At 42.5% G+C, this 14361-nt stretch carries 13 protein-coding genes; 12 read left to right on the top strand and 1 reads right to left on the bottom strand.

Features of this window, described 5'->3' with window-relative positions; genetic code table 11:
* Positions 1–215: 215 nt before the first annotated feature.
* Positions 216–1109 (top strand): aquaglyceroporin Gla, encoded by an 894-nt coding sequence (gla, locus tag RsY01_RS03230; protein ID WP_094784116.1) that lies wholly within the window; start codon positions 216–218, stop codon positions 1107–1109.
* Positions 1110–1195: 86 nt separating this feature from the next.
* On the opposite strand, the gene RsY01_RS03225 is transcribed toward gla, so the two are convergent.
* Positions 1196–1906 (bottom strand): CPBP family intramembrane glutamic endopeptidase, encoded by a 711-nt coding sequence (locus RsY01_RS03225; protein ID WP_094784115.1) that lies wholly within the window; start codon positions 1904–1906, stop codon positions 1196–1198.
* A gap of 236 nt (positions 1907–2142) precedes the next feature.
* On the opposite strand from RsY01_RS03225, the gene RsY01_RS03220 reads away from it, so the two are divergent.
* The 11 genes from RsY01_RS03220 to frr all read left to right on the top strand — a co-directional run bounded on the left by RsY01_RS03220 (position 2143) and on the right by frr (position 14299).
* Complete coding sequence (locus RsY01_RS03220; protein ID WP_094784114.1) at positions 2143–2811, top strand: CppA N-terminal domain-containing protein; 669 nt, start codon at positions 2143–2145, stop codon at positions 2809–2811.
* Positions 2808–3677, top strand: coding sequence for a serine hydrolase domain-containing protein (locus RsY01_RS03215; RefSeq protein ID WP_432205763.1), 870 nt, complete (start codon positions 2808–2810; stop codon positions 3675–3677). Before RsY01_RS03220 ends, RsY01_RS03215 begins: the two co-directional genes overlap by 4 nt.
* A 297-nt stretch (positions 3678–3974) precedes the next feature.
* Entirely contained in the window at positions 3975–7088 is a 3114-nt protein-coding gene (locus RsY01_RS03210) for a DEAD/DEAH box helicase (protein ID WP_094784113.1), read from the top strand.
* Positions 7089–7224: 136 nt separating this feature from the next.
* Positions 7225–7818: a hypothetical protein gene (locus RsY01_RS03205; RefSeq protein WP_094784112.1), complete on the top strand. Its 594-nt coding sequence runs from the start codon at positions 7225–7227 to the stop codon at positions 7816–7818.
* Between the two features lie 148 nt (positions 7819–7966).
* Positions 7967–9301, top strand: a complete 1335-nt coding sequence (gene murC / locus RsY01_RS03200; RefSeq protein ID WP_094784111.1) for a UDP-N-acetylmuramate--L-alanine ligase — start codon at positions 7967–7969, stop codon at positions 9299–9301.
* A gap of 73 nt (positions 9302–9374) precedes the next feature.
* The gene (locus RsY01_RS03195; RefSeq protein ID WP_094784110.1) at positions 9375–9863 is read left to right on the top strand and encodes a GNAT family N-acetyltransferase; all 489 of its coding nucleotides are present in this window, start codon (positions 9375–9377) and stop codon (positions 9861–9863) included.
* Between the two features lie 159 nt (positions 9864–10022).
* Positions 10023–10958, top strand: coding sequence for a class I SAM-dependent methyltransferase (locus RsY01_RS03190; RefSeq protein WP_167373211.1), 936 nt, complete (start codon positions 10023–10025; stop codon positions 10956–10958).
* Positions 10959–11235: 277 nt separating this feature from the next.
* Complete coding sequence (locus tag RsY01_RS03185; RefSeq protein WP_094784108.1) at positions 11236–12429, top strand: acetate kinase; 1194 nt, start codon at positions 11236–11238, stop codon at positions 12427–12429.
* 196 nt (positions 12430–12625) lie between these two features.
* A complete protein-coding gene (gene pyrH, locus RsY01_RS03180; protein ID WP_094784107.1) occupies positions 12626–13345 on the top strand; it encodes a UMP kinase in 720 nt (239 codons plus the stop codon).
* Between the two features lie 27 nt (positions 13346–13372).
* Positions 13373–13726: a hypothetical protein gene (locus tag RsY01_RS03175; RefSeq protein ID WP_094784106.1), complete on the top strand. Its 354-nt coding sequence runs from the start codon at positions 13373–13375 to the stop codon at positions 13724–13726.
* A 15-nt stretch (positions 13727–13741) separates the two neighbouring features.
* Positions 13742–14299, top strand: coding sequence for a ribosome recycling factor (gene frr / locus RsY01_RS03170; RefSeq protein WP_094784105.1), 558 nt, complete (start codon positions 13742–13744; stop codon positions 14297–14299).
* Positions 14300–14361 lie beyond the last annotated feature (62 nt).

Below are 14361 nucleotides of genomic sequence, written 5' to 3'. Positions count from 1 at the left end.
GCGGTCTTCTACAAAATTATAACAGAAAGGTCAATTAAAGGTCTTAAACAAACCTTAAACTTTCATGAAAATGTTCAGTAAGACTTTACACGCCTTGTGTTTTCTGATAAACTTAGAAGGTACTTATCATTAACACTGAGTTTTGAATTTTGAGTTTTTTTAAACCTCAAAACAGCTAACTCAAACACTTAACATAAAGGAGATTACGCACAAAAATGGACGTAACATGGATGACAAAATATCTTGCTGAATTCCTCGGAACAGCAATTCTCATTATCCTCGGTAACGGCGCGGTCGCAAACGTTGACCTCAAAGGCACTAAAGGATTCGCTTCAGGCTGGATGACTATCGCTTGGGGCTACGGCTGTGGGGTGATGATCCCTGCTTTGATGTTTGGTAATGTTTCAGGTAACCACATCAACCCAGCCTTCACACTTGGTCTTGCAGCTTCAGGCCTTTTCCCATGGGCACACGTGGCACAATACATCGTGGCACAAATTCTTGGGGCAATCGTTGGTCAAGCCGTTATCGTCATGGTTTACCGCCCTTACTACTTGAAAACGACAAACTCAAATCATATTCTTGGGACTTTCTCAACGATTGACAACGTTGATGATGGGACTGCAGCATCACGCCGTGGTGCAACTATCAATGGTTTTCTCAATGAGTTCTTCGGGTCATTTGTCCTTTTCTTCGGCGCACTTGGTTTGACTAAAAACTTCTTTGGTGCTGAAGTTATTCCTGCTATTGACAAATTGTTGTCATCGCAAGGTGCTGCTGGAACGAAAGTTGCGGATATGGATATTGCAACTAAAGTTCAACAAGGTATTGCTGGTTTAACAACTGGTAATGTTGGTTCCCTTGCAGTTGCGCATTTGGCACTTGGTTTCCTTGTGATGACACTGGTTGCATCACTCGGTGGGCCTACTGGTCCTGGTCTTAACCCAGCACGTGACCTTGGGCCACGTATCCTCCACGCTATTCTGCCTAAATCTATCCTTGGCGAAAGCAAGGCTGATTCTAAATGGTGGTATGCTTGGGTTCCGGTCTTGGCACCAATCTTGGCAGCACTTTCTGCTATCGCCTTGTTTAAAATCATTTTCTTATAAGCGATTCTTGTTTCATTGACAATGAATGCTAAAAAACTCCTTGGTCAAACAAATTGACCAAGGAGTTTTTTTGTTGCTATCAAGCATTATCTCAGGAAGAAAAAGCTAATCATGCCTAAGGCATTCCAGAGAAAGTGAACAGACATATTCAGGTAGAAGTTACGATACTTAGCGTATAGCCCCGTCAACACAAGGCTCATCAGGCCATAAGTCATAAAACTTGCAAAGTCTGTCGGGCTATGGGCTGCGGTAAAAAGTGCCCAAGCTAAAACTGTAGCAAGTTTAGGCCATTTGGTAAAGAGAAGTTCAAACAAACTCACACGAAAGATCAACTCTTCAAAAAAACCAGCAGAAGTTGTCATGATGACAAAGACAAGGGGAGGGAGTACTTTACCGATAGTATCAATAATCTCTTGATTTTCAGTCCCATTAGTCCCAGTTAGCGCCATAATCAGAGCTGAAATCATGCCAACTGCAAACATCAGACCAAAGCCACCAGCGATTTTGCCAAGTTGGAAGTAGCGCCGGTTGATTTGGGGGATTAACTGATATTTGCGTGCCCAGATATAAGAGAGCCAGACACAAGCGGCAAAAAGTAGGAGAAAGAGGCCGATTTTCCAAAGCTCGAAATGGCCCTGGCGATTCATAGCAATCGCAGGTAAGGCTGATGAGACTTGCCATAAAACCAAAGCCCAAATGAAAGTGAGACGTGTCTTCCAAGTTTGATGAGAGGGCTCGTGAGGAGACAGTATAGGCTGTTGCTTCGCATTTTTTTGAGCGATTTCTAAATAATTCATGTTTATAAGATAACATATTTTATAAGTTTTCACAATGATTTACCTGAAAATAATCATCCTAGGGTGTGTCATGTTTCGTGTCAGTCATTAAATTCCCATAAAAAATGATAAATTTTTGTAAAATTTGCTAGAGTTGACTATAATAGAGATATTAGTAAAGACTTAATTGTAAAATTGCTTCTGACCTAGGATCTGAAATGATTTTAACAACGTGAAAAAATAGAAAAAGAGAGAAAATGAAGACAGTTTTTGATAACATCAAGAGAGCCGTACCCGTCATCCGTGTCAATAATCGTGATCTCAATCTGGCGTTTTATAAAGAAACGCTAGGTTTGAAAGTCATCTCAGAAGAAAATGCTTGGGCGATGCTTGGTGGCAAGTCTGCTAAAACACGCACAGATACCCGATTAATTCTGGAAGAATCACCAAGTATGCGGACACGGACGGTAGATGGCGTTAAAAAATTGCGCAAAATTGTGATTGAAAGCCCAGAATTTACAGAAGGGTTTGAAGCGACCTCACCAGAAGGCGATGTTTTTGAGATTGTCCCAAGTCAGTCTGGGACACAGGATATTAAGATTATTGATATTCAGCTCAATGCCAGTCATTTAGAGGATGTTTTGGCTTTTTATGTTGACGGTTTCGGTTTAACTGAAAACAATCACGTTGTTCAACTGCCATTTGGTAAAATCTCGTATTTTGACGCGCAAGGACCAGATTTATTGACCAATCCAGAAGAGGTCTGGGATCTTGAGATTATTGAATTTGAAGTCTGCCCAGAAGTTGATTTACATCAAATCGCGGCACAATTAGACGACTTAGGTCTGGGCTATTATGTGGATAAAAAAGGTAAAATTTTGACGTTAACAGATGGTCAAAATATCGAAATTTGGTTCACGAAATGATTGACGCGATGCCGGACAATCCTTTTGAACTGGTGGCAGCATACGTCGCATCTGGCATTTTTCCAGGTGCGTCTTTTGCGCTTGTCAACGGCTCGGCTATCCAAAAATATGTCAAGGGGTATAACCGCTTGAAGCCTGAACCTGTTCTGCTAGAAGCTGATATGGCTTACGATTTAGCGAGTGTCTCAAAGGTAGTTGGGACGGGCACCCTGATGATTAATTTAATTCTGTCGGGGGAAATCGGGCTGGATGATTTGTTAATGATGCACTATCCAGAGTTTCAAGGCCCAGGCAGGGAGCTACTGACCATTCGCCAACTTTTGACGCATACCTCAGGGATTGACCCATTTATCAAAAATCGCAATCGTTTAGCCTATACGGAACTTCGGGAGGCGCTCAACCACGTTACGGTGACGGCAGATAAAAGCTTTCATTATTCAGATGTGAATTTTATTTTACTCGGTTTCATGTTAGAAGCGATCTATCATCAAGATTTGGCAGATATTTTACAAGTACAAGTCTTTACGCCATTCAACATGCAGCACACAGGATTTGTAGCGCCCGATAGCACCGTCGCGACAGCTTGGGATCTGCCCAAAGGTGTTGTTCATGATCCCAAAGCACAGGTTTTTGGGCGACATACGGGTTCAGCAGGGCTGTTTTCTGATTTAGACGACTTGATTGCCTTTGCACAAGCCTATTTCGCCAATCCCGCCTATCTCACTTTATTGCAGGACTATGCGCAGGCAGATAAGCCTCGCAGTCTGGCTTGGGATTTAGTTGGACTTAAAGGCACCAGGCAAACCCGTATGGGACAATGGTTGCTACACACAGGCTACACTGGCACTTTTATCTTGTTGAACTAACAAACACAGCAAGCCGTGATTTTTCTGTCCAATCGGGTTCATTTGCGTGATGAGCGCAAGCAATGGCTGATTGACCGAGATGTTTTAATTCAGGCCTTTTTAAAAATGATGGCAGCAAAAGAAAATTCCTGAAATTTTCCAGAAAATATGGTATAATAGTGCCAAAATTTAAGCACAGTTGGCAAAGAAAATAGAAGAAAAATCAAGCAGATGAAGTGACATTGCCGACTAAAAATAAAGATAGGGCATTTTGAGTATTAGCCTTTTAGAAAATGCTTTGAAGATGGGACAAATGATATGAGTCGAATGATGCCAGCGCGTATCCGTGCCGAGGGTGCGGAACTTTTTGATAAAGGCCAGATGACCGATGTGTCAATCAATGGCATGAAATTGTCGGCTGATGTTGATGGGGAGCAAGTCGTTTATGACTTAGACGGTCAAAATGACTTGTGTTTTTGTGATGTCTTCCAACGCACTAAACGCTATTGCCAACATATCGCAGCGGTCGAAGAATATCTAAAAAAAGCAGATACTGAAGCAGTTGAGGAAGAAAAAAAAGCCTACGAAGCCGAGGTCGAAAAATCAAAAGAATTGCAAATATCGTCTGATTTTCTAGCCAAAGTCAACGATGATAAATGGGCAAATCAGTCAGAAAAATTGACCTTAGAAGTCGAAGTTTCAGATCCGAAATTACTCGAATCCTTTTACTATAGTGGCAACTTCTTGGCCTTTACGCTCAGAATTCGCTTATCGACCATGTCTCGGGCTTATATCGTGAAAGATATGCCACATTTTATTACCTTGCTCCGAAAAGGTGGTACTTATTTGCTTGGGAGCTCGCACTATGTCACGCTGATACTGTCACATTTTGATCAAGCCAGCCAAGATTTTTTAAACTATCTATTGAAAATCACGCCGAGCCAGGAAGAAATGGCTCTGACCAATCTATTTCGTAAACTCGGTCGCTATTTTGTCCCTCATGCTGGTCTGCTCCCAGAATTGTTGGCGCTGACTGCAGCGCTTGATTTTTCGATGAAAATTTCGGAAAAACCTGTTAGATATTTTAGTGTTTTACCCTTAGATGATGAGGGTGATGTGTACCATTTCGAGGTCAAACCTCTGGATGACGTGATTGAGCTCACGATAAAAGAAATGCCACATCAGTCCTTCTTTGAGGGCGAAATCGTCTATCGGGATCATGTTTTCTATCAGTTGGACGCTGAGCAGTTAGAGATTTTAAACCTCTTATCCAAGGTGCCCATGGCATCTGACGGATTAAGAATGATTTATTTTGACTATGATGACAAGGATAAATTAGCTCAGGCCTTACAAATATTTGAAAAATTGGGTTATGTTGATGCGCCTAGTGCGTTCAAAATTCGACCATTTAAACCGCTATTTAGCTTTGACTTGGATCGTTTCTTGACCTTACAAATCGCTTTTGACTATGGCGATTTTCAAATCACAAGTTTTAGAGATTTAGACACCCTAGATTTTTCACGACATTTACGGTTAGAAAAACGCATTTTTGATTTGGTCAAACGTTCTGGTTTTCCAGTTGGCTTTGAAACACAGACAGTACCACCTAAAGGCGAGGCAATCTATGAATTTTTCACGGAAATTCTCCCGCAATTTGCCAAATTAGGTGCTGTTACCCTCTCGCCAAGCATTCAAGACTTACAAGTCACAGAGAATTTTGATATTGACATAAATCAAAATGGTGGCTTATTAGAAATTAATTTTAGCCTCCCCCATGTCCCTGAGCAAGAATTTTCAAAACTCGTGGCACGACTGCAAGAGAATGCGGGTTATTATGTGACCGAATCAGGTCAGCTCATTTTACTAGACGAGCAGTTTGATGCAGTCAAGCAAGTCTTGACCGATATGTCAGATGCTGTGCAGGTTGGCGCAGGTAAAATTGCTGTCCCGACATTTAAAACTTTCCAACTTTCTAAAATTTTTGGCGATCAAGATGGGGTGTCATTTTCCAAAAAATTTGAAGCCTTATATGATAATTTGACCAATCCACACGCTTTTCCCTATCAAAAACCAGACCAGATTAAGGCGACATTGCGCCCCTATCAGGAAGACGGTGTGCGTTGGATGAATATGCTGAGCAGTTATCACATGGGTGGTGTGTTGGCAGATGATATGGGGTTAGGCAAGACTTTGCAGTCCATCACTTATCTGGCAAGCAATCTCGTTCAAGGCGATACTGCTTTGATTGTCTCACCCTCTAGTCTGATTTATAACTGGTCGAGTGAGTTTGCCAAGTTTGCGCCAGACCTTGAAGTGGTCGTCGTGGATGGCACCAAGCAAGAACGTTCTACCCTGTTAAGAAATCCACAAACGCAGATTTTTATCACCAGTTACGGTAGCTTTTTGAAAGATGTGACGACTTATCAATCGTTTGATTTGAATTATTTATTGATTGATGAAGCACAAACGGTTAAAAACTTTAATTCTAAGACCAATAAAGCACTGTCTCAGCTTAAAGTCGACCATATTTTTGCCTTATCAGGCACGCCGATTGAAAATCGGATCGATGAAATTTGGGCGATTTTCCAAATCATCATGCCGGGTATTTTAGGCGAGCGTAAGAAATTCCGTAAACTGAAACACGATGCAATTGCTCGGATGATTCAACCCTTTGTCATGCGTCGTCGCAAGGAAGATGTCCTACTGGAATTGCCAGACAAGCTTGAAATGATTCAGTACAGTGAACTTGAGGAGTCGCAAAAAATTATCTATCTGGCGCAGCTTGAAGCCATTCAAAATCGCGTGAGAAATATGAATGACTATGAGTTTTCACGCTCGAAGATAGAAATTCTGGCGGGCATTACACGCTTACGTCAAATTTGTGATACGCCTGCTTTATTTATGCCGGATTACACAGGCACCTCTGGCAAACTCAAAAGTTTGGCAGAGCTTTTGCAGCAAATCAAAGATGCTGGGCACAGACCACTCATTTTTTCACAGTTCCGAAAAATGTTTCCGCATATCGAGAAACAATTGGAGGAAGCGGGAATTTCGAGTTATCAGTTGACAGGGTCAACACCGATTAGAGATCGAATGAAAATGGTTAAGGCCTTTAATGCTGGCTCACGAGATGCGTTTTTGATTTCACTCAAGGCTGGCGGGACTGGCCTTAACTTAACGTCTGCTGATGTCGTCATTTTGATAGACTTATGGTGGAATCCATCGGTCGAAGAACAAGCCATTTCGCGGGCACACCGCATGGGCCAAACGAAAACGGTGGAAGTCATTCGTTTGATTACACGTGGCACGATTGAGGAGAAAATCATGGCGCTGCAGGATAGTAAGCGTGATATGGTCTCGACGGTGCTAGATGGTGGGGCAGACGATAGCGCCATTTCCAAAGATGAGATGAAGGTTATTTTAGGGATTTGATAGCTGGAATTTCGCATAAACCGAGACTATTCCTCAAATTTTTGGTACAATGGATAGAGTATCTTTTGTCGGATACGTGTTTAACCGACAGTTGTTATCACTACATTTTTTAACTCAAGTGAAAGTAAGGCCACCTATGGAAAATTTGTATCCTAAAAATAAAATTACCTTTCCGATTATGCCCGACGATGCGGTGTTGACACCAGATAATCGGGTGATTATGACCAATCAACAACTTTTAACCAGAAATCCTGATATGACCATGGAGCATTTTGGTGCATCTACTAAAAATCAGGCAGCTGGTTCATCAGGCGTGATGTCAGAGTCAACGAATGAAGCAGCTGGCTCTTTTGAGATGCGTCGTCAAACGCCGACGGTCAATGGCAAACGACCACTCAGCAAGAATTTTAAGGTTTCGACTGTGGCGCCGCCTAAGAAAAAATCAACCTTGGTTGAGGAGGCGAGAAAGCGTGCGCTTGAAAATGCAGTGGCACCTAAACCTGTTAAACCTTATGTCAATCCATTGGAACGGGCAACATCAGATGAACTAGGTATCAAAGGTCTGGCGAATAAAAAAGTTGTTCAATCGCAGCATTCATTAGGTAAACCAGTCTCGGGTTTTGATAAAACAGCGGCGCGTCAGTCGAACGGCTCTTTATTTGACGCACCAAAACAAGACTATTTTGTGAGTAAACATCAGCACCGAGATGGTTTTGATACAGTCGACTAATTCAGGTTTATCAAGGCGGTCATAGGCAGGACAAATCGTTGTAATTTTAGAAAGGAAGAGAGTTTCGTTAGGTTAGAGATGATGAAAATATCAAGAAATGTTTCATCATCTGCACCATTGCCCAACCCAACTTAAAAAGAGTAGACACATGTCACAAAAAACTTATCATTTTATCGGAATCAAAGGGTCAGGTATGTCAGCCCTTGCCCTCATGCTACACCAAATGGGGCATAAGGTTCAGGGGTCTGACTCAACAGATTACTACTTTACCCAGCGTGGCCTAGAGCAAGCAGGTATTCCGCTCTTGCCATTTGACACGAAAAATATCACACCAGATGTTGCAATCATTGCGGGTAACGCCTTCCGAGATGATAATAATATCGAACTGGCTTACGCCAACAAAAACGGCTATGATTACGTTCGCTATCATGAGTTTTTGGGTCAATTTATGACTAACTTTACCTCTATTGGTGTTGCCGGTGCGCATGGTAAAACCTCTACGACTGGTCTTTTAGCACACGTGATGCGCCAGGTGACCGATACGTCTTATCTGATTGGGGACGGAACGGGTCGTGGCTCAGCGGATTCTAAATTCTTCGTTTTCGAATCTGACGAGTATGAGCGTCATTTCTTGCCTTACCATCCTGAATATACGATTATCACCAATGTCGATTTTGACCATCCTGATTATTTTACAGGCATTGATGACGTTTTCGATGCCTTCCAGACTTATGCCAATCAAATCACTAAAGGCATCTTCGTTTATGGCGATGATAAATATCTCCAAAAATTGACAGCCAATGTGCCGATTTACCGTTACGGTTTCTCTGATAGCGATGACTATATCGCCAAAGACGTGACACGGACGACAAGTGGTTCGAAATTTACCGCTTATTTCCACGATGAAAAAATCGGAGAATTTGTTGTGCCGACTTATGGCAAACACAATATCTTGAATGCCTTGGCCGTTGTTGCCGTGACCCATCAAGATGGCTTTGATGCCAAAGAAGTGGCCAAATATATGGCAACGTTTGGTGGGGTTAAACGTCGCTTCACTGAAAAACAGATTGGCGATCAAGTCATTATTGATGATTTTGCCCACCATCCGACCGAAATTGAAGCGACGGTGGACGCAGCGCGCCAAAAATATCCGGATAAAGAAATTGTCGCTGTCTTTCAGCCGCATACTTTCACACGGACGATTGCCCTGATTGATGAATTTGCGACAAGCTTGAATCAGGCTGACGCTGTGTATCTGGCACAAATTTATGGCTCAGCGCGTGAAGTCGATCACGGTGATGTCAAAGTCGAAGACTTGGCTGTCAAAATCGAAAAACCAGCTAAAGTCATCACTGTCGATAATGTCTCACCTTTGCTTGACCATGATAATGCTGTCTATGTCTTCATGGGGGCAGGCGACATTCAAAAATATGAGTACGCCTTCGAGACACTCTTGTCACAGCTGACAAGTAATGTCCAATAAATATAAAAAATAATGACAAACGCCAATTTTATTTTGAAATTGGCGTTTGTCTCATCATAGAATAAGGTAAAAAATGAAAATCAGACAAGTTACACCGGCAGACTTAGAAGTCGCTTACAGTATCGAAATCGCCAATTTTTCACCAGCCGAAGCTGCAAGTTTTGAGGCGATACAGGCTCGCATTGCTCAAATTCCAGATACTTTTTTAGTGGCAGAAATTGACGGTCAAGTCGCAGGCTATATCGAAGGTCCCGTGATACAAGCGCGTCATTTGACGGATGACTTATTTCAAACGGTTGTGGCAAATCCAGAAACAGGTGGCTATATCGCCGTGACCAGTCTGTCTGTCGCAGATGATTTTCAAGGTCAGGCTGTTGGTGTAAAATTAATCGCAGCTTTAAAAGAGTTAGCCCGCGCGCAAAAGCGTGAGGGGATTACGCTGACCTGCCACGATTATTTGATTCCCTACTATGAAAAAAATGGTTTTATGAATGATGGCAAATCACAATCGGTACATGGTGGTGCTGTCTGGTATGATATGGTTTGGGAAAATCAAGCTTAAAACATAAAAAACTCGCAGGCTATCCAAGCCAACGAGTTTTTTTAGAGAGTTATTATGAAAAAATATTTTAGGAATGACTCAAGTATAACCAAACAAGCTTAAAGGAACCTTAAACCAATGCTTAAAGTTCAAGAATAGGTTTATGGTATAATAAAAGGTATGAAGATGGAAAAAATCGAAACGGCATTTGGCCTATTACTGGCTAATGTTCAGCAACTTGAAACACGTTTGGCAACGCATTTTTATGACGCCCTGATTGAGCAAAATGTCAGCTATCTCGGTAAAGCTGTCTCAGAAGACTTGCAGCAACGCAATGACCAATTACGAGCGCTCAAGCTGACAAAAAAAGAGTGGCAAAAAGTCTATCAGTTTGCCTTAATCAAAGGTGCGAAAGAGATGCACCTGCAAGCCAATCATCAGTTGACACCAGATGCGATTGGCTATATCATCAGTTTTATGCTTGAGACCTTGTTTCCTGAAACGAGCTTGTCTGTTTTGGAATTAGGTTCTGGAACGGGCAATCTTGCCGAGACTTTATTGACTGGCATGCCAGATAAAACGCTGACTTATACAGGGTTCGAAGTCGATGACTTGATGATTGATTTATCTGCCAGTATCGCGGATGTCATGCAAACGTCAGCTCAATTTTTGCAGATTGATGCCGTGCGCCCGCAAGTCATTGAGCCTGTAGATATTTTGGTGTCAGATTTGCCGGTCGGTTATTATCCTGATGATGCGATTGCACGCCGGTCAGTTGTCGGCAGTCCGCAAGACCACACCTATGCGCATCACCTGCTGATGGCGCAAGGGTTCAAGTATCTTAAAGCAGATGGCTATGCCATTTTTGTCGCACCGAGTGATTTATTATCCAGTCCGCAAGCTGATTTATTAAAAAAATGGTTGCAGGATTATGCCCGCATCGCTGCTGTGATTACCTTGCCAGAAGATATTGCCACTGAAAACAATGCCAAGGCAATCTTTGTTTTACAGAAGTCTGCACAAGGTAAAGCGCCCTTTGTTTTTCCTTTGACCAGCCTGACCAATCCTGAAATTGTGCAAAATTTTATGACGCAATTTTGTGAAAATGTGATATAATTTAAAGGAAAACGTTTTCAAAACGTCTGTATTTACGCAACAAACGATATCTGATGTGTGATTTGAAAGCGTTTGGGCGACTGGGTGTCTGCGAGATGATTTTAAATTATCGCAAGCAGAACAGTCGCCTCAATATCTTAATGAATTGAGTTTCGGCTCCTTGGTGTTAGGAAAATAGATAAAAGTGCGCACGAACTTCGTTCGTTTACGCCTTTTCCTATTTTTCATAGCCTCAAAACCGTCGCCTCAACATCTTATACTAGGAGAATGGAAAAAAATGTCAAAAACAATTGCGATTAATGCGGGTAGCTCAAGTCTTAAATGGCAGCTTTACCAAATGCCAGAAGAAACAGTGATAGCTAAAGGACTGATTGAGCGGATTGGCTTGCCGGAGTCAGTTTCGACAGTTAGTTTTGATGGTGATAAACATGTGACCGTTAAAAATATTCACAACCATACAGAGGCCGTGGCGATTTTGATGAACGACCTTAAAAATCTGAACATTATTGCGCACTTTTCAGAAATCACAGGCACTGGTCACCGTGTCGTTGCTGGTGGGGAGCTGTTCAAAGCATCAGTTTTGATTACCAATGAGGTTGCCAAACAAATCGAAGATTTATCTGATTTAGCACCCTTGCATAACCCTGCCAATGTTGCAGGTATCTATGCTTTCTGTGCTTTATTGCCAGAAGCAACGCATGTCGCTGTCTTTGACACGGCCTTTCACGCAACGATGCCAGCGGTTGCTTACCGTTATCCTATGCCAAATGACTACTACGATAAATATGCAGTCCGCAAGTATGGGGCGCATGGGACAAGTCACATGTATGTGGCACAAAAAGCGGCTGACTATCTTGGTAAGGCACCAGAAGACCTTAAACTGATCACAGCGCATATCGGTAATGGCGTGAGCTTGACTGCCATTGATGGCGGGCAATCCGTTGATACCTCAATGGGCTTCACACCGCTCGCTGGTGTCATGATGGGCACGCGGACGGGTGAATTAGATGCCTCTATCATTCCTTATATCATGGCCAAAACGGGGATTACGGATGTGGCTGAAGTCATCGACATCTTTAACAAAAAATCTGGCTTAGCAGGCGTTTCTGAAATGTCATCAGATATGCGGGACATTATTTCTGCTCGCGACGCCGGTGATGAAAAAGCTAGCCTTGCTTTTGATATGTTTGTGAATCGCATTCAAAAATTTATCGGTCAATATTTGGCTGTCTTGAATGGTGCAGATGCCCTTATCTTTACTGCAGGTATCGGTGAAAATTCAGATGTCGTTCGTCAAGCTGTCGTTGATGGCTTGTCATGGTTCGGTTTGGACATTGATGAAAGTAAAAACGTTTTTGGGGCAGATGGCATCATCTCAACACCAGAGGCTAAGGTGAAAGTCCTTGTCATTCCGACAGATGAAGAATTGGTCATCGCGCGTGATGTTGAAAAATTTAAGGCGCAAGCTTAAATATGCGTGAAAACTTCCTTGATGCTATGGTGTCGGGATTTTTTCTTGTTTTAAGTGTGTTACGATTGCTTAAATAGGGCTGATAGTGCTATCTTTCAATTAACCAAGAAATCTGACAGAGATTTTTTAAAATTCTTCAATTTTGTGGTAAAATGGATAAGATAAAATATGAATCGAACAGTATGAAAGGTGAATTATGTCTCAAGTAAAATATAAACGCGTCCTGATCAAACTTTCTGGAGAAGCATTGGCTGGCGAACGTGGTGTCGGCATTGATATTGCGACGGTTGAAGAAATTGCGAGTGAACTAAAAGAAGTTCATGATTTAGGGATTGAAATCGCCTTGGTCATCGGTGGTGGTAACTTGTGGCGAGGCGAGGCTGCCGCAGCCGCAGGGATGGAGCGTGTGCCAGCTGACTACACCGGCATGCTAGGGACGGTCATGAATGCGTTGGTTATGGCAGATGCGCTTGAGCGTGCGGGAGTGACGACGCGTGTACAAACAGCCATTAACATGCAACAGTTGGCAGAACCTTATGTTCGGGGACGGGCTTTGCGTCATCTTGAAAAAGAACGTATCGTCATCTTCGCTGCTGGGACTGGTTCGCCGTATTTCTCAACGGATACGACGGCTGCGCTCAGAGCCGCTGAAATTGGTGCTGATGCCATTCTCATGGCGAAAAATGGGGTTGATGGGGTTTATAACGACGACCCACGTACCAATGCAGCAGCCATTAAATTTGACGAATTGACGCACATCGAAGTGTTGAAACAAGGGTTGAAAATTATGGATTCGACGGCATCAAGCTTGTCAATGGATAACAATATCGACCTCGTCGTCTTTAATCTCAATGAAACAGGCAATATCAAACGTGTCGTTCTGGGTGAGCAGATTGGCACAACCGTCAGCAACTGATTGAGCCAAACTTAGGGGGTAGCCATCATGAAAATCATGGTAGCAGATAATGACTTAGTCATCACGTTTTCGAGATTAGAAGTCTTTGCAACTGGCTTTAGACGTCGACTTATTGTGCCGCTTGACAAAATCGTTTCTGCAGAATTGTCGACGGATAAAAGTGAGTTGCCTCATTTATTTGCCAAACTATATGGGGTCAATGCGCCGAATTATCTGGCGGGTGTCTTTTTGAAAGATAAGAAAAGACTTTTTATCGTTCATACGCATGATAAACCATTTTTGCTCATCAAAACGCAAGATTACCATTATCCGACGATTATTTTAAATCATCAAGGGCAAAATGCTGACATGACTCAAAAATTATTAACATTATTGAAGTAGGAGATAGAGAATCAAATGACAAATACCATCGTAACCACGGCTCAAGACCGTATGAAAAATTCTATTGACAGCTTGCAACGTGAATTTGGCAGCATTCGTGCTGGCCGTGCCAATGCGAGCTTGCTTGACCGCATCACTGTGGACTATTATGGGGCGCCAACACCCTTGAACCAATTAGCTGGGATTTCTGTACCAGAGGCGCGTGTGCTTTTGATCACACCCTTTGACAAAACAGTCATTAAAGACATTGAAGCTGCTTTGAACGCTAGCGATTTGGGCATTAATCCCCAATCTGACGGCAATGTCATTCGTCTGGTCATTCCAGCGCTGACCGAAGAACGCCGGAAAGAATTGGCAAAAGAAGTGAAGAAAACTGCTGAAGGTGGGAAAGTCGCTATTCGGAACATCCGTAAAGATGCCATGAATGACGCTAAAAAATCTGAAAAAGCCAAAGAAATCACTGAAGACGAGTTGAAAACACTTGAAAAAGACATTCAAAAAGTGACAGATGATGCGGTCAAAGAAATCGACCAGCACACTGCCAATAAAGAAGAAGAACTTTTGACTGTTTGATGCTAGTTGATAGGTTGCAAAAAAGTCCTGTGATGTGGACTTTTTTCTTATGCTTATTTATC

Source organism: Pseudolactococcus reticulitermitis (assembly GCF_002260845.1).
GTDB lineage: Bacteria > Bacillota > Bacilli > Lactobacillales > Streptococcaceae > Pseudolactococcus > Pseudolactococcus reticulitermitis.
The sequence above is the reverse complement of the archived record's forward strand: the minus strand, read 5'-3'. Positions and strand labels throughout refer to the sequence as shown.

Coding starts and splice junctions, on each gene's coding strand:
- pyrH (WP_094784107.1), top strand. CDS start 12,626: ATGTCTCAAGTAAAATATAAACGCGTCCTGATCAAACTTTCTGGAGAA.
- RsY01_RS03215 (WP_432205763.1), top strand. CDS start 2,808: ATGATTGACGCGATGCCGGACAATCCTTTTGAACTGGTGGCAGCATAC.
- murC (WP_094784111.1), top strand. CDS start 7,967: ATGTCACAAAAAACTTATCATTTTATCGGAATCAAAGGGTCAGGTATG.
- RsY01_RS03210 (WP_094784113.1), top strand. CDS start 3,975: ATGAGTCGAATGATGCCAGCGCGTATCCGTGCCGAGGGTGCGGAACTT.
- gla (WP_094784116.1), top strand. CDS start 216: ATGGACGTAACATGGATGACAAAATATCTTGCTGAATTCCTCGGAACA.
- RsY01_RS03205 (WP_094784112.1), top strand. CDS start 7,225: ATGGAAAATTTGTATCCTAAAAATAAAATTACCTTTCCGATTATGCCC.
- RsY01_RS03175 (WP_094784106.1), top strand. CDS start 13,373: ATGAAAATCATGGTAGCAGATAATGACTTAGTCATCACGTTTTCGAGA.
- RsY01_RS03190 (WP_167373211.1), top strand. CDS start 10,023: ATGAAGATGGAAAAAATCGAAACGGCATTTGGCCTATTACTGGCTAAT.
- RsY01_RS03195 (WP_094784110.1), top strand. CDS start 9,375: ATGAAAATCAGACAAGTTACACCGGCAGACTTAGAAGTCGCTTACAGT.
- frr (WP_094784105.1), top strand. CDS start 13,742: ATGACAAATACCATCGTAACCACGGCTCAAGACCGTATGAAAAATTCT.
- RsY01_RS03220 (WP_094784114.1), top strand. CDS start 2,143: ATGAAGACAGTTTTTGATAACATCAAGAGAGCCGTACCCGTCATCCGT.
- RsY01_RS03185 (WP_094784108.1), top strand. CDS start 11,236: ATGTCAAAAACAATTGCGATTAATGCGGGTAGCTCAAGTCTTAAATGG.
- RsY01_RS03225 (WP_094784115.1), bottom strand. CDS start 1,906: ATGAATTATTTAGAAATCGCTCAAAAAAATGCGAAGCAACAGCCTATA.